Here is a 15,776-nt window from a genome sequence, read left to right as displayed (position 1 = left end):
GGGGATCACGCTTGCGCCAGGCCCCGGCCATCCGTCCCGGTGAGCAGACCGGACGGGGACGCGACGGACGAGAACTGCCGCCGCGGAGCGCGTCCTTTGGCCGGGACCGATAGTCTCGGGCGCCATGAGCACCAGCGTCGCCATTGCGGTAATCACGTTCAGGCGACCTGCTCTGTTGCACGCGCTGCTGGCCAGCCTCCAGGCTCAGGAATTGCCGGAGGACTCCGACTTCGCGATCCGGATCGTGGTGGTCGACAACGACGCCGAGGGGTCGGCCGCGCGGGTGCTGGAGGAGTTCGGAGCGGGTACGCCGTACCCGATCGAGTCGGTGGTGGAAGCGGAGCCGGGGATCCCCTTCGCGCGGGAGCGGTCGGTCGAGCTGTGCTGGAACGACGACGCGCTCATCTTCGTGGACGACGACGAGGTCGCGCCGCCCGACTGGCTCACAACCCTCCTGGAGGCCTGGGAGTCGACCGGCGCCGACGTGGTCACCGGGCCGGTCAAGGGCAACCTGCCACCGGGCGCCCCGCCGTGGAACCACTACAGCGACGTCCACGACTCGACCGGCAGGCACACCACCGGCGAGGAACTGCGCAAGGCGTACACGAACAACACCCTGGTCAGCCGGCGGGTCTACCACGCGGTCACGCCGGGCTTCCACCCGGCGTTCCGCTACACCGGCTCCAGCGACCTGCACTTCTTTCTTCGGGTGCACCGGGCCGGGTTCCGGATCGTGTGGTGCGAGGATGCCTGCATCGCCGAGGACGTGCCGGTCGGGCGGACCACGCTGCGCTGGCTGGTACGGCGTGCGTTCCGGTCCGGCAGCGGGGACACCATCAGCCGGTTGCTGATCCGGCCGGGTGCGGTCAGCTATCTGCTGGTGCTGGCCTATGCTTCGGCCCGGGTGATCTCGGCGATCGGGTACGCCCTCGCCGGGCTGCTGCTCGGTCGTAAGACGCACCTGCTGAAGGCAGTCCGCCGGTTCTTCTCCGGCGTCGGCAGTCTCGCGGGCATAGTGGGGATCAACCATGACGAGTACCGGGAACGGCACGGCGCCGAATCAAGGGCCGAATCAAGGGCCGACGGTGGCGAGCCTGTGCCGGGCGATCTGGCAGGTGGAGACGGACCTGAATCTGCTCGACTGGCGGATCCGGAGCGCGCATCCGTGGCCGATCATCCGGATGCGCGTCTTCCATGAGCTGACCCGCCGCAGCGGCATCCATGGCGCACCACATCCGGTACGGCGTTCGCCGTACGACAAAGCCGGTCTCGTCGCCAAGCACGTGAGCGGACTCGTCACCCGGAACCCGTTTCCCGGCCGGTACGACGCTCTCGTCGTACCGCATCCGCGGAAACCGGACGGTGTCGAGATCTACACCGATGAACTCCGCGCCACCCTAGGCCCATCCGCACTCGTCCTCGATTCCGGCATCAACGGCACTCCACTGCCCGGCAGCAAGAACCTGGATTTCTTCACGTCAGCCGCCGGCGCGGTACACCGACGCCAGCTGGACGACCGTGGGATCAGCCACGCGCTGAGGGACCTGACCGGCGTCCAGGTGCCAGTGGGTGCGCTGCTCGCGAGGGAGGTCCCGAAGCACCAGCGACTGCGAGCGCTCTACCGCGCGCTGCTGCGACGCCACCGGATCGAGACTGTGTACGTGGTCGTCGCGTACTTCCACCAGCACATCGTCGGCGCCGCCCGCGATCTCGGGATCCGGGTGGTGGAGCTGCAGCACGGCGCGATCAGCCCGTTCCACCTCGGCTACAGCTACCCGGGCCGCCCGGTCGTCCCGGATCAGCCGGACGAACTGTGGTGCTTCGGCTCGTACTGGACCGACGTCGCCGAGCTGCCCGCCGGTACGTCGACCGCGGTGGCCGGCGCGACCTTCCTCCCCACGCCGGGCCCGAAGGATCCTCGGCGCGTCGTCTTCCTGTCGCAGGGCACGATCGGCGCCGAGCTCCTCCACATCGCCGAGTCGGTCGCCAAGGAGCACCCGGACCTGGAGGTCCTGTTCCGCCTGCACCCCAGCGAGTACGCGTCGGACTACACGATCCCCGCCGGCGTGCGGCTGTCGACCGGCGGCAGCACGCTGGATCTGCTGGCTTCGGCCACCTACCAGGTCGGCGTCTCGACGACGGCCCTGTTCGAGGGAATGGCCCTCGGCTGCCGCACCGCTGTCGCGAACCTACCCGGGCACGAGTACCTCGCACCGGCGATCGAGAAGGGGCACGCGCTGCTGATGTCCCGACCGTCGGAGCTCACGAAGGCCCCGCTCTGCGCGGACCCCGGCACGTACTACGCCCCGAGCAACCTGGCCGGCCTCGTCAACAGTTAAGGCTGACGACCGATCATTCCGAGCAGGCGGTCCTGACGTGAGGCGTCCGCCGGAACCTTGACCTCCGGACCGAACACCTCGATCCCCTCACCGAACGCGCCAGGCGTCCGGAACTTCTCCATCAGCTCCGGCGGGATGGCCGCCGTACTCGCCCAGAGCAGCTCGACGTCGATCGGATCCATCGTCTCGTCCTGACCAGTTGCCCGAGCCAGGTCCCAGCCGTGCAGAACCAGGTCGTCGGAGATCACCTGGTCGATGTTGTTCTCGGTCGTCAGCGGCCCCATCGGCGTGTCGGCCTGGGTCAGCGCGAGTACCGGGTCGTCGAGCACCTGTTCCACCGCCGCGCGGGCCTCCTGGAAGGCGACCAGCGGATCGTCGCTCGGCTCCAGCTTCCGGCTGACCGGCTGGAGCAGATGGGCGTGCATGCCGACCACATGGTCCACCACGTCGCGCGCCGTCCACCGTTCACACGGCGACTGGTTCTCCCACTGCTCCGGCCGCACGGCCGCGACCTTCCGCTCAAACGCCCCGGCCCGTCGACTGTACCGATCCGCGATCTCACCCATTCCCGCATCCTGCCGCCCCCACCCCCGCCAGGGAAGACGCAACCTTGTGCACGGCTCAACCAAGATTCGGCGCCGGGAATGGTCGACCGGTGCTCAAGGTGGGGTTTGCGCGGCGGTGGAATGTCGGCGGCGGATCCTAGGGTCGCGGCATGCGGATGGTGGAGCTCGGGCGGACGGGACTGACGGTGAGCCGGCTGGGGCTGGGGCTCGCTTCGATCGGGGGGATGTTCTCGGCCGTGCCGCAGCGACAGGCCGTCGCGACCATCGACCGGGCCTGGGAGCTCGGCGTCCGGCTGTTCGACACCGCGCCGGTCTACGGCTACGGACTCTCCGAGCAACGCGCCGGGCTCGCGCTCCGCGGACGACCGCGTCACCAATACGTCCTCGGCAGCAAGGTCGGCCGCCTGATCGAGCCCGGCGGGCCGGACATCCAGCCGATCTGGGCCGAGCCGCCGCCCGGTCTCGGTCCCCGCCTCGACTATTCGTACGGCGCAGTGCTCCGCTCGTTCGAGGCGAGCCTGGAGCGGATGGGTATCGACCGGATCGACATCCTGCACATCCACGACCCCGACCTCGACTACTTGACCGCCTCGACCGAAGCCCTCCGGGCGCTGTCCGAGCTCCGCGGTCGTGGCACGATCCGGGCAATCTCGCTCGGTGTGAATCACGCTGATGTGGCGGCCCGGTTCCTCCGCGAGAGCGGCCCGGCCGGACCCGACTGCATCCTGCTCGCCGGTCGGTACACGCTGCTCGACCAGTCCGGCGCGGACGAGCTCCTGCCGCTGTGCGAGAAGCTCGGCGTCGCCGTTCTCGCCGCCGGGGTGTTCCAAGGTGGCGTCCTGGCCGACACGGCCGAGGGCGCTCCGCATGGGTACGCGCGGGTCCCACCCGTCCTGCTCCGGCGGATCGACCGACTCCGTGAGCTCTGCCGGGAGTACGGCGTACCGCTGCTGGCGGCCGCACTCCAGTTCCCGCTCGAGCATCCCGCCGTACCGGCCGTGGTGGTGGGTGCCCGAAGTCCGCGGGAGATCACCGACGTCGCGGCGTGGCTCGACCACGAGATCCCACAAGCGTTCTGGACCGCATTAAGGTCTGCCGTATGAGGTACATGTTGCTTCACAAGACCAACGACAGTCTGGAGGCCGGGAACCCGCCGGATCCGGAGATGCTGGCGCGGGCGGACGCCGTCCTCGAGGAGATGCGCCAGGCCGGCGTGCTGCTGCTCGGCGAGGGGCTGATGCCGAGCTCGCGCGGGGCCCGGGTCACGTTCCCGAGCCCGGGTCAACCGCGCGTGATGGACGGGCCGTTCGCCGAGACGAAGGAGCTCGTCGCGGGCGTGTCGATCATCCGCGTCGACTCCAAGGAGGAGGCCGTTCAGTGGGCCCTCCGCTTCGCCGAGGCCGACCCGAACACCCCGATCGACATTCTCGAGATCGCCGGCTAGAGCGTCAGGTGCAGTAGCGGGTAGGGCTTGTTGGTCGAGTCGGTCTCGCTGCGGGCGACGACCCGGAAGCCGTGGTGCAGGTAGAAGCCGACGGCCTGCGGGTTCTGCTCGTTCACGTCGACCTTCGTCGCGTCGAACGACCGGACGCCGTGCTCCAGCAGCAACGAACCGCCACCTTGCCCGCGGTACGCCGGGTCCAGGAAGAGCATCTCGACGTTGCCTTCGGCCACCCCGATGAAGCCGATCAGCAGCCCGTCGTCGGCGCGCAGCCCGGCGAGCTGCGGGATCTCCCCGAACGACGCCCGGACCAGCGGCCGGAACACGTCCAGATCCGCCTCGGTGACGAAGTCGTGCGTCGCCCGGACGGACGCCTCCCACAGTTCGGCCGCCCGGTCGTACTCCTCCGGCCGGACATCGCTGATCTCCATGTCGCCAACGGTCGCACCGACACTGGGGGCTGTCAGGTGGATTACCCCTCGCCAACGCCTTCCTCGGCGACCACCAACGAGTCGATCGCGGCGAAGAAACGCGCGATGCCCGGCAGGTTCCCGCCCTTGTCCCGGGACGCGGCGAAGTCCTCCGGGCCGGCCCATTCGACGATGTCCAGCCATTCGTCGTCCGGCAGCCGCACGAGCCGGGCGCCGAGGAACCCGGTCCGGTCGGCTGCGAAGTCCGCCAGCATCTCGGCCCGGGCGGCGAGCAGCTCCTCGGTCTTCTCCGGTAGCACCCGGAAGCGAGTCAGCTCGACAGTCGTCATGAGGTTCCTTTCAGGAGAGGTTGGTCGAAGCCCAGGAAGTGATGTCTTCATGGCGGATGGCCGCAGCCATCAGGTCGGGGAAGAGATCGGGCGTGCAGGCAAAGGTGGGTACGCCGAGGTCCGCGAGAGCCGCCGCGTTCTCGGCGTCGTACGACGGGGTGCCCGAGTCGGCCAACGCCAGCAAAGCGATCAGCTGTACGCCGGACTCGACCAAGGACCGGGCTCGCCGCAGCATCTCCTCGCGGACACCGCCCTCGTAGAGATCCGAGATCAGGACCATCACGGTCTCGGCCGGCTTGGTGACGAGCTCCTCGCAGTAGGCGAGCGCACGGTTGATGTCCGTTCCACCGCCGAGCTGCGTCCCGAACAGTACGTCGACCGGGTCCTCCAGCTGATCGGTCAGGTCGACCACTGCGGTGTCGAACACGACCAGACTGGTCCGCAACGTGCGGATCGACCCGAGCACCGCGCCGAACAGCGACGCGTACACCACCGACTCCGCCATCGAGCCGGACTGGTCGATCGCGAGCACCACGTCCCGCTGGACGCTGTGGTTCCGTCGCGCGTACCCGACCAGCCGGTCCGGGACGATCGTGCCGAGCGCCGGCGAGAAGTGCTTGAGGTTGGCCCGGATGGTCCGGTCCCAGTCGATGTCCGAGTGCCGCGGCCGCCCGGTCCGCCCGGCCCGGTCGAGCGCGCCGGTGACGGCCGCCCGGGTGCGCTCGGCCAGGCGCGCCTCCAGTTCGGCGACGACCCGGCCGACCACGTCCCGCGCGGTCTGCTTGGTCTCCTCCGGCATCACCTCGTTGAGCGCGAGCAGCGTGCTGACCAGGTGTACGTCGGGCTCGACCGCCCCCAGCAGCTCCGGCTCCATCAACATCCGGGTGATGCCGAGCCGCTCGACCGCATCCCGCTGCATCACTTGGACGACGGTGCTCGGGAAGTACTGGCGGATGTCGCCGAGCCACCGCGCCACCCGCGGCGCCGACGAGCCGAGCCCGGCCGCTCGCTGCGTTCCGGACTCTCCCGGGACAGCGTCGTACAGCGCGGCCAACGCTGCGTCGACGGACTGGTCCGCCTTGGACAGCGTCGTACCGGTCTCGGGATCGGCTTCGCTCCCGAGCACGAGCCGCCAGCGGCGCATCCGGTCGTCGTTCATCTCACACCCCCAGCAACTGCGCGACAATGGGCAGGACCGACGCGGCCAGCTCGACGTCGAGGTCGTTGTCATCAGCAACGATCACGGCCGCCGGATCACCGAGCGCCCGAGCGCGGGTCCCGATCGACCGGCGCTCCGGCGCGGCGAACGTCCCGAAGGTACGGCGCAGCAGCGGCAGCACCTCGACGAACGCATCGTCCGGGATCGCGTCCAGCCACGCGTCTACCAACGTCAGCAGGCGTTCGTCGTGCACGAGCAGCAATCCACCACCGGCCAGGAAGCCCTCGACATACCCGGCGGCATCCGCGGTGGGCGTACCTGGTGAGAGCGCACGCCCGAGCCGCAGCGCGACCTCGTGATCCGGCAACCGCGAGGTGTCGAGCATCAGCCGGGTCAACCGGCCGCGAATCAACGGCGGCACCGCCGCGCGATCGCTCAACCCCTCCAACGTGTTCAGCCACTCCGACCGCACATCCTCGGCCAGCAAGGCGGTCGCGTCCTGCACGCCGTCGATCAGCTCCTGTACGGCGGCAGCCGCATCCGGATCGAGTCCGTGCACGGTCCGGCCGAGGCCGGCGCAGATCCGCGAGACCATTCGCCCGGCAACCGAGGCAAGTCCCGCGGTATCGGTGCCACGCACATCGCCGTAGCGCGACGAACGGGCGAGCGCCGGCAACGCCGCCATCAGGTGGCCGACGTCAGCATCTGCAGCCGCCCGGGTGTCCACGCCCTGCAGCAATGACGGCAGAGCCTCGGCGAGGTCGGCGAGCAGCGATTTCTCCAGCGCTGCCGTAACATCGGCGAGCGTCGACGACTCGTCGGCCACGCGCAGCATGACCGTGGTCGCGGCGCCGACAACCGTCGTGCCGTGCGCACCCGCGGCGACCAGCTCGACCTCGAGTCCCGGGTCCCAGGTCAGCCGCCACATCTCGCGGAACGTGCCCTGCGCCCGCCGCTCATCGGTGGCCGGCACACCCCAGTGCACACCGAGAATCCGCAAGCGGTGCAGGAGCCTGGACTTCTCCACGTCATTCGGCTTGCGCAGGTCGAGCTCGACCACCCGCTCGGTCGCGTCCCGCCGCATCCGCAGCCGCCGCGCCTGCGCCGCGAGATCGGCTGCGACCGGCGCCTGCGGCGTCTCCCCGGGCACCGATCCGAGCAACTCACCGACCACCGCTTCCCTTGTCACGAGATCGAGCAGTACGTCGTTCCCGCCGCAGAGCACCGCCCGTGTCGCCTCGGTGACCTCGCTCAATCCGGCCAGCGGGCGTTCCCGCAATGCGGCCAGGGTGTCCGCGAGCCGGACCGCCTCGATCACGTGCGCACTGGACACTGGAAGATCTTCGGCACGCAATACTTGCGCGACCTTCGACAGCCAGCGGGTGGTGATCTGGTCGGGTGCGGTGAACAGATGGTGGTACCAACCCGGTGAGGTGATGCCGGCGCCGTACCCGCTCGTCGCGGCCAGCCGGCCGTGCGTCCACGGAACCCAGGTGCAGGCGACCTTCCGCTTCGGCAGGCCCTTCAGGATCCGCTGATCATGTGTTGCCGGAGGCAACGGTAGCTCCAGGGCCGGCACATGCCAGGCACCGCAGATGACCGCGATCCGCTCGAATCCTTCGCGGATCGCCTTCCGCAGCACGGTGCGCATGTAGGCCTCGCGCTGCGCCTCGCGGCCGGTTGCTTCTTCGTCCTGCCGCAGCTCGCGCATCGCGTCGGCGATCACGGTGAACGGCTCGGCTCCCTCGCGCCGCGACTCGATGACGTCGTCCCACCAGCGCTCGGGATCGTCGTACCCACCGGCGTTCGCGAGCGTGGCCAATGGATCGATCGACGCCGCGCGCCGGCCGTCGCGACCGGACGAGGCGAACTGCTGCGCGGCGGGCAGGTCGCAGAACCGCACCGGTACGTCGGCAGCGAGCGCGTACTTGATCGCCTGCCACTCGGGACTGAACACCGCGAACGGCCAGAACGCAGCGCGAGTCGAGTCGTCGACCGCATACGCCAGCAGCGCGACCGGCGGCTCCATCTCCTCGGACGCGGCCAACTCCACGACCTTGTCGGCCTCGGGCGGACCCTCGATCAACACGATGTCAGGCCGCAGTTCGGCCAGGGCGGTGGCCACCGCCCGCGCCGACCCCGGCCCGTGATGCCTGATCCCGAGAAGGTGAACGGTCATCCGGAGATCTCTCGGCAGGCGCGGTAGAACGGTGCCCAGTCATCGCGCTCGCGAACGACGGTCTCCAGGTACTCCGACCAAACGACGCGATCCGCGGACGGGTCCTTGACGACAGCGCCGAGGATGCCGCCGGCCACGTCGGTCGGCCGGAGTACGCCGTCGCCGAAGTGGGCCGCCAGGGCGAGGCCGCCGGTGACGACGCTGATCGCCTCCGCGGTGGAGAGCGTGCCGGACGGCGACTTGACCGCGGTACGGCCGTCCTCGGTCCGGCCGGACCGCAGTTCGCGGAAGATCGTCACGACGCGGCGGATCTCGTCGAGCGCGTCGTCGGGTTGCGGCAGCTCGAGCGCCGTACCGAGCTGGGCGACCCGGCGGGAGACGATCTCCACCTCGTCCTCGGCGGAGTCCGGAAGCGGGAGAACGACGGTGTTGAAGCGGCGCCTGAGTGCGCTCGAGAGTTCGTTGATGCCCTTGTCGCGGTCGTTCGCGGTCGCGATGACGTTGAATCCCTTGCGGGCCTGGACTTCCGTGGCCAGCTCGGAGATCGGCAGCGTCTTCTCGGACAGGATCGTGATCAGCGCGTCCTGGACGTCGGACGGCATCCGGGTCAGCTCCTCGATCCGGGCGATCTTCGCGTCCGTCATCGCCCGCTGCACCGGACTCGGTACGAGCGCCGCCTCACTGGGGCCCTGGGCAATCAACTGGGCGTAGTTCCACCCGTACCGGATCGATTCCTCCGCGGTCCCCGCCGTACCCTGCACGAGCAGGGTCGAGTCACCGCTGATCGCCGCCGCGAGGTGCTCACTCACCCAGGTCTTCGCGGTTCCCGGTACGCCGAGCAGCAACAGGGCCCGGTCCGTCGCAAGGGTCGCCACCGCAACCTCGATCAGCCGCCGCGGACCGACGTACTTCGGTGAGATCTCGACGTCACCCGCTTTGCCGCCCAGCAGATAGGTCACCACCGCGGCCGGCGAAAGCCGCCACGCCGGCGGTCGCGCCCGGTCATCCGCATCCGCCAAGGCGGCGAGTTCCGTCGCGTACTCCTCTTCCGCATGCGGTCGCAGTACTTCAGTGGTCATGACAACTCCTCGTACAGTTCGCGACGGAAGGTCAGGGTTTCTACCAGGCGGCGGCGCCAGGTGTCTTCTTCGCCGGTCGGCTCGCGGGTGATCGGGTGGTTCAGTACGTCGGGTGGCACGGCGCGGGCGGTGATACTCGCCAGCCTGGCCCACGCGCGGTTGGTGCCGACCTTGGCGAGCTGATCGAGGATCATGCTTGCGAGCGAAGGCGGCCACGGCACGGGTAAGCCGCCGACCAACTCGGCCACGTCCACTGTGGTCCGGAGGACGTCGACCGCTCGGGCCCATTCCTCTGGAGGCAGCAGGCGCAGCAGTTCGGCCGGGCTTCGGCTGCCGGTGCCGGCGTTCGTCCGCAACAACTCCCGCGCCCACGCGGTTGCCAGGTCGGAGGAAGCGCCTTCTCGGATCGCTGCCTCGGTCCAGGCTGCTTGTAGAAGCTCGGGAGCGCAGCCCTCCACCGGTGTCTCCAACCAGCTGAGCTCCATTGCGGATAGCGGGGTGTTGGCGACGACTTGGAAGAACCACCAGGCTCGTTTGCCGATGCCCTCTGGGTTCTGGGAGTCGATGCCGTCGCGTTCCATCGACGCGCTCAGGCGTCGGGGCAGGTCGACGGAGAGCACGCCTTGGGTGGCGGTCAGGTGGGAGTGCAGGCGCTCGGTCATGCGTTCGCCGTACTGAGAACCGGGAATGCGGGTGAGCAGGCGAGCGGCGGCTCGGCGGACTTCCTTGGAGCGGTCGTCCAGGGCCGCTTCCAAGAAGTCCTCGTCGGACAAGGACAATCCGTCGGCGAGCAGGGCAAGGAAGTCGGTCCGGGTGGCAGCGGACTCGGTCGGCCAAACCTCGGCGAGAGCTTCCAACGCGGCCTCGGGGTTCTGACCGCGGAGGGCGCGGAGCCAGCTGCGTCGTTCGAGGGCGTTGCCATGCGTCCAGAGTTCCGGATCGTTGCTATCAGCAACCGCTGCGTAGAGGAAGCGCCACTCCGGATTGAGGTCCGCGAGCCAGCGCGCACGCCGGCCGGCGGCGGCGATGACGAGTGGATGGTACTCGGCCCGGTTGCGCGCGTAATCCGCCAACGCCGGCAAATGCTCGGGCGGCACACCCCACCCGCGGGCGTCCGCCGCGCGCAACCACTCGCCGAGCGCGGTCGTCTGGAATCCACCGAGCATCGCGGCCAGCCGGCGCATCGCGACCGGTCGAGGCAGCGGCCGATCCGCACCGGGTGCGGCCGGCAACGGTTCGAGGTCGCGGAGCGGCTTGCGACCGGCACGCTTGTACACGGTCGCGAGCGCGGCGGCGTCCAGCAGACCACCGTCCCCCAAACGTTCCTGCACGGCCTCGGGCAACTCTTCCAAATGCGCCGGCCGCCGATCCGTGCCCAGCAACGCCGAACTGACCAGTCCGTCCCAACCCTTCACAGGATCACCGGCCGATCGTCGTGCCAGCAGGTCATCGGGCGGAATCCGGCCCGGTTCCACTCACCCGCGACGGTGACCGGGTCCCCGGCCGAGACCGCGAGCAGCTTCCACGGATCCACTCCAGGCAGCAGTTCCAGCCCGTCGCCTTCGGAATCCACGAGCGCCCACCCTTCACCGTACGGCGCCGGGCGGGCGTCCCGCAGGACCAGCGGCCAGCGTTCGTTCCACGGGTCGGCGGCGACGGATTCGACGTACGACGCCAACGCCTGGCGCGCGGTGAATCCGGACGGCCGGGGTGCGGGCAACCGAGGCGCGGTCTGGGTGAGAAGGGCTCGCATCGGGAGTGCGCCGGGATAGAAGGACAGCGCGCCCGGGACGTACTCACCCGGTCGAGCCGGGAGCGGGTCGAGCGGTCGCCCCGCGGCGGCGAAACTGAGGATCAGGCCGAGTCGACCTGTTGTTGCCCCACGCAACCAGATGCGGCGGACCGTGAGCCGCTCGTCGGGCTCGATCACGCGCCCGAGCACGAGCCAGTCGTCCTCGACCTTCTCCCCCTCGGCCAGCACCCGCGCGGTCTCGACGGTCCAGCCGATCCGGCTCTGCACTGTGTCCGCGAGCGACGGTGGCAGCTCGGCGAGCCGGTCGTGCGACGAGACGATCAGGTGGATGAGCGACAACTCCTCGAGCAGTTCACCCGGCCACCCGTGACCGCGGCCGACGACGCCGGCCGCTCGGCGTACCGCTCCCGCCACCCCTGGTGCCTGCGCGTCGACCATCCGGGCAGCCAGCCGGCTCAGCTCCGTATACGCCCGCTGGTCGAATCCGCCGAGCCCTTGCCGGACCTGATCGTCCAGCCAGCTCGCCAGCTCAGCCATCCCGGCCGACACCCGATCAGCCCGGCGGGACGCCCGCTGCTGAGCAGCCAACGGGTCCGCAACCTCGCCCGGCTTCCGCTCCGGCCGCTCGGCCCGTGCCGCGCGCTGATCCACCCACGACGTCACCCACTCCGGCTCGTCCCCAGGTCGCACGTCCCCGCCGGCCCACAGCAACAGCAGTCCGAGCGCATGCTTGCACGGGAACTTCCGGCTCGGGCAGGAGCACCTGTACGCCGGTCCGCTCAAGTCGACCGTGGTCTGGTACGGCTGCTTGCCGCTGCCCTGACACAGTCCCCACACCGCCCGCTCGGACGCGCCCGTCTCCGACCACTTCGCCGTACGGGCTTGCCCTTGCCCAGCCTTCGCGGACGCAGGATCAGACGCCAGCCCCAGCACCTGCTCCACGTCCCACGGCCCCACGGCACTCCTCGCTCGACAACCCTCCCCCGGAAGCATGCCATCCACCCCCGACACCCCCACCAACCACACCCAAAACCGCAGACATGAACCCGGGATCGGGGACACGAACGCGGGACCGGGGACAGGTATCCGCGGCCGGAGACAGGAACCGGGGGCCGAGCCCAGGCAGTCGGGACCGGGAACCTGTTATTCCCTGTCTCCAGCCCCGACGAGGTGAGCCAGGTCCCGACTCCTGCCCGTACCTGCGTTGGGGTGGTTAGCCGAAGGGTTGGCGGGTGGGGGTGTTGTCGGGGTGGCCGTTGGGTGCGGTGTGCGGGATGGAGGGTGGTGGGGGCGGGGTGTGGGAGAGGCCGTCGCGGATGGTGCCGAGGAGGCGTTGTTCGACTGCCTCCAGTTCAGCGATGCGTTCTCTGATTTCCAGTTCTTCGGCGCGGGCGACTGCCAGCACTTCGTCCGCCTCGGTTCTCGCGGTTTCGCGGAGGTGATCGGCGGTGCGTTGGCTGGCGCTGAGGACGCTCAGTTCGTAGCGGCGGAGTTCGTCGACGAGCTCGCCGGCTGGGTGCTGGGCGTCGAGGATCGCGGCGGCCGGGTGGGGGACCGCGTCGGGGAGCGTGTCCTCGAGGGCGGCGATCTGCTGGTCGACGCGGGTGAACAGGTCGGCGACGTCGGTGCGCATCCGGCGTACGACGTTCGCCGCGGCCTGGACACGTTCGTTCGCCTCACGTTCGCGTTCGCGGGCGGTCCGCTCGGCCGACGTGATCACGTCGAGGGCGACCACCGCGGCCCGCTCTGCCGGATCGTCGGGAACGGTCTCACGCACCGGTGCTGCTTCGGAGGAGGTCATCCCGACCGTACGCCGCAGTGGAACCTCCCGGATGAACAGCACCGCAAGCAGGCTGACCACCGCCGCACCGGCCGCGATCACGAAGATCATCCCGGTCGCATCGCCGTACGCGTGCCGCACGATCTCGGCCACCGGCGCCGGCAGCGCATTCACGTCCAGCACGCTGCCACTCGACCTGCTGGAAGCCGCGGCCGCCGCCTCCGGCCCGAGAGCCCGGATGTTCTCGGCGATCAGATTCATCACCCGGTTCGCCAGGACCGCGCCGAGCACCGAGACCCCCACCGCACCACCGAGGCTGCGGAAGAACGTGACCGTGGCACTGGACGCGCCGACCTGGCTGACGTCGACGGTGTTCTGTACGGCGAGCACCAGGTTCTGCATCATCGTGCCCATGCCGATGCCCATCGAGAGCATCCCGAGGCCGACGTACCAGTAAGGGCTGGCGTGGTCGATGGTCCCGAGTACGCCCAGGCCCGCGGTGAGGAACAGCCCACCGAGCACGAGGTACCGCTTCCACTTGCCGAACCGGGTGATCAGCTGCCCGGACCCGACCGACCCGAGGAACGACCCGAACATCATCGGGATCGTCAGCAGCCCGGCCTCGGTCGCGCTGTAACCACGAGCTACCTGGAAGTACTGCCCGAGGAACACCGCGCTGCCGAACATCGCCACCCCGACCGACAAGCTGGCCAGGATCGCCAACGCGGTCGTACGTTCGCGGACCACCTTCACCGGTACGAGCGGCTCGCCCGCGTGGGTCTCGACGATGATGGCCAGGATGCCGAGGACCGCCGTACCGCCGAGGTAGGCGCCGGTCTGCCAGGACCACCACGGGAAGTGCTCGCCGGCGAACGACACCCAGATCAGCGGCAGGCTGGCCGCGCCCGCGATCAGGATCGCGCCGACGTAGTCCATCTTCACTTTGCGCTTGATGACCGGCAGGTGCAGGTACCTCTGCAAAACGAGCAACGACAGTACGGCGAGCGGCACGCACACGTAGAAGCACCAGCGCCAACCGAGCCATGACGTGTCCACGATGACGCCACCGACCAGCGGTCCGGACACGGTCGCGACCGCCATCACGGCGCCCATGTAGCCGGAGTACCGCCCGCGGTCGCGCGGCGGGATCGCGGCGCCGACAATCGCCTGGGCGAGGGCCATCAGGCCGCCCATCGCCAAGCCCTGCAGGACTCGCGCGCCGATCAGGAACGGGACGTTGTGCGCGGCTCCGGCGAGCGCCGACCCGGCCACGAACATCAGGATCGCGAGCTGGACCAGCAGCTTCTTGCTCATCAGGTCGGAGAGCTTGCCCCAGACCGGGGTGGACACCGTCATCGCGAGCAGGCTGGCGGTGATCACCCAGGTGTACTGCGTCTGGGTGCCTTCCAGGTCCGCGATGATCGTCGGCAGCGCGTTGCTGACGATGGTCGAGCTCAGGACGGCGGTGAACAGCGCGGCCAGCAGTCCGGCCAGGATCTCCAGGATCTCGCGGTGCGAGAGTCCGGGATCACCCGAAGGGGTAACGGCTGTGGGCGTGTCCAAGGTCCGGGTGGCAGACATCGGGTTCCGTTCGTACGCGGGGTCGCTGCGGCCGAGGCAGCGGGGTGTGCTGCTCCGGGGCGGAAGCGGCCGGCGTGTCCTCACCCAGCCTGTTATTTGGTTGCAAGAGCCAACGATAGACCCGCAGCGTCAGCGACCGCTCACCGGGAGCCATCGAACCCGGCCGGATCCAATGATGAGCGAGCCCTCCTCGGAACAGGCTTCCCCGCGTACAGTCCCGTTCTTGTTGAGAGATCAACACCCGGCCCCCGGCGGTGCTGTCAGGGCCCGCCGGGGGTCATTCGAAGGCCGAGACGAGTACGTCGGCGCACGCGGCCGGCCGGCCCGGGGCGATCACCAGGTTGCCGGGAGCGCTCAGTGGTGGCGCGAACGGCCCCATCCACAGGACCCCTTCGGCCGATCCGCACGACGTGCCGTACACGACGGTCCAGGCCGGCGAACCGGTCGACATCTCGACGATCGCGCTCTCGAGGTCGTCCGCCGCCCGTCCCGGCACCGGCTCGAGTCCGGCGTCGCGGCAGGCAGCGGTGAGGAACTCCCGCAGCCAGGGGTCGGACGGCAGTCGCATCGGCAGGCCGGCCAGGTCGACGAGCTTCACCCCGTCGTCCGACCGGTACGCCGATGGCACCAGGACCGACAGCGGATCCCGCCAAAGCTCGATCACCTGGAGATCGGCGGCGGCCACCTCGCCGCGAACGAACGCGGCATCCAGGTCACCGGACCGAAGGGCATCCAGGTGATCGGCCGCGGCTCCTGAGCTGAGCTTGATCTCGAGGTTCGGAGTACTCGACCGGAGGGTGGCGAGACCGCGCTCGAGCCGGTCCCGCAGACCCGGCGCCGTACCGATCCGGAGAACGCCGGCCCGGCCGGAGGCGAGCTCCGCGGCGACCTCGGTGGCGTGGTCCGCCGCGGCGAGGATCGTTCGCGCCTCGCGCAGCATCCGCTCGCCGTCGCCGGTGAGCCGGACGTGCCGCGACGAGCGGTCGAGGAGCTTGAGGCCGAGCTCCCGTTCGACCCGCGCGACCTGCTGACTGACCGCGGGCTGGACGATGTTCAGCCGTTCGGCGGCCCGGCCGAAGTGGAGTTCCTCGGCGACGGTGACGAAGTACCGCAGCTGCCGTAGCTCCATTGGCCACCCC

14 protein-coding genes are annotated in these 15,776 nt (G+C 69.7%); 4 read left to right on the top strand and 10 right to left on the bottom strand.

The annotated features are described in order from the left end of the window. Window positions 1-124 precede the first annotated feature (124 nt). Window positions 125-1,198, top strand: a complete 1,074-nt coding sequence (locus tag ACZ3HV_RS30570; RefSeq protein ID WP_465689194.1) for a glycosyltransferase family 2 protein — start codon at window positions 125-127, stop codon at window positions 1,196-1,198. Continuing rightward, a complete protein-coding gene (locus ACZ3HV_RS30565) occupies window positions 1,116-2,339 on the top strand; it encodes a hypothetical protein (RefSeq protein ID WP_465689192.1) in 1,224 nt (407 codons plus the stop codon). Before ACZ3HV_RS30570 ends, ACZ3HV_RS30565 begins: the two co-directional genes overlap by 83 nt. On the opposite strand, the gene ACZ3HV_RS30560 is transcribed toward ACZ3HV_RS30565, so the two are convergent. Beyond that, window positions 2,336-2,905 carry a TIGR03086 family metal-binding protein gene (locus ACZ3HV_RS30560; protein ID WP_465689190.1) on the bottom strand — a complete coding sequence of 190 codons (570 nt, stop codon included), beginning with the start codon at window positions 2,903-2,905 and terminating at the stop codon, window positions 2,336-2,338. The two genes, ACZ3HV_RS30565 and ACZ3HV_RS30560, sit on opposite strands and share 4 nt — an antisense overlap. Before the next feature lie 149 nt (window positions 2,906-3,054). On the opposite strand from ACZ3HV_RS30560, the gene ACZ3HV_RS30555 reads away from it, so the two are divergent. Further along, window positions 3,055-4,008, top strand: a complete 954-nt coding sequence (locus ACZ3HV_RS30555) for an aldo/keto reductase (protein WP_465689188.1) — start codon at window positions 3,055-3,057, stop codon at window positions 4,006-4,008. Further along, window positions 4,005-4,349, top strand: a complete 345-nt coding sequence (locus ACZ3HV_RS30550; RefSeq protein WP_465689186.1) for a YciI family protein — start codon at window positions 4,005-4,007, stop codon at window positions 4,347-4,349. The genes ACZ3HV_RS30555 and ACZ3HV_RS30550 overlap by 4 nt, the downstream gene beginning before the upstream one ends. On the opposite strand, the gene ACZ3HV_RS30545 is transcribed toward ACZ3HV_RS30550, so the two are convergent. The 9 genes from ACZ3HV_RS30545 to ACZ3HV_RS30505 all read right to left on the bottom strand — a co-directional run bounded on the left by ACZ3HV_RS30545 (window position 4,346) and on the right by ACZ3HV_RS30505 (window position 15,766). Then, window positions 4,346-4,777, bottom strand: a complete 432-nt coding sequence (locus ACZ3HV_RS30545) for a GNAT family N-acetyltransferase (RefSeq protein ID WP_465689184.1) — start codon at window positions 4,775-4,777, stop codon at window positions 4,346-4,348. The two genes, ACZ3HV_RS30550 and ACZ3HV_RS30545, sit on opposite strands and share 4 nt — an antisense overlap. Before the next feature lie 41 nt (window positions 4,778-4,818). Next, entirely contained in the window at window positions 4,819-5,106 is a 288-nt protein-coding gene (locus tag ACZ3HV_RS30540; RefSeq protein WP_465689182.1) for an antibiotic biosynthesis monooxygenase family protein, read from the bottom strand. A gap of 10 nt (window positions 5,107-5,116) precedes the next feature. Continuing rightward, the gene (locus ACZ3HV_RS30535; RefSeq protein WP_465689180.1) at window positions 5,117-6,265 is read right to left on the bottom strand and encodes a VWA domain-containing protein; all 1,149 of its coding nucleotides are present in this window, start codon (window positions 6,263-6,265) and stop codon (window positions 5,117-5,119) included. A gap of 1 nt (window position 6,266) precedes the next feature. Further along, a complete protein-coding gene (locus ACZ3HV_RS30530) occupies window positions 6,267-8,444 on the bottom strand; it encodes a DUF5682 family protein (protein ID WP_465689178.1) in 2,178 nt (725 codons plus the stop codon). Then, a complete protein-coding gene (locus tag ACZ3HV_RS30525) occupies window positions 8,441-9,523 on the bottom strand; it encodes an ATP-binding protein (protein WP_360374739.1) in 1,083 nt (360 codons plus the stop codon). The genes ACZ3HV_RS30530 and ACZ3HV_RS30525 overlap by 4 nt, the downstream gene beginning before the upstream one ends. Further along, window positions 9,520-10,938, bottom strand: coding sequence for a DUF5691 domain-containing protein (locus tag ACZ3HV_RS30520; RefSeq protein ID WP_465689176.1), 1,419 nt, complete (start codon window positions 10,936-10,938; stop codon window positions 9,520-9,522). Before ACZ3HV_RS30520 ends, ACZ3HV_RS30525 begins: the two co-directional genes overlap by 4 nt. Further along, window positions 10,935-12,233: an SWIM zinc finger family protein gene (locus ACZ3HV_RS30515; RefSeq protein WP_465689174.1), complete on the bottom strand. Its 1,299-nt coding sequence runs from the start codon at window positions 12,231-12,233 to the stop codon at window positions 10,935-10,937. The genes ACZ3HV_RS30520 and ACZ3HV_RS30515 overlap by 4 nt, the downstream gene beginning before the upstream one ends. Window positions 12,234-12,489: 256 nt before the next feature. Beyond that, window positions 12,490-14,637, bottom strand: coding sequence for an MDR family MFS transporter (locus ACZ3HV_RS30510; RefSeq protein ID WP_465689172.1), 2,148 nt, complete (start codon window positions 14,635-14,637; stop codon window positions 12,490-12,492). A gap of 277 nt (window positions 14,638-14,914) precedes the next feature. Continuing rightward, entirely contained in the window at window positions 14,915-15,766 is an 852-nt protein-coding gene (locus ACZ3HV_RS30505) for a LysR family transcriptional regulator (protein ID WP_465689170.1), read from the bottom strand. Window positions 15,767-15,776 lie beyond the last annotated feature (10 nt).

This window comes from Kribbella sp. NPDC020701, from assembly GCF_055562215.1.
The sequence above is the reverse complement of the archived record's forward strand: the minus strand, read 5'-3'. Positions and strand labels throughout refer to the sequence as shown.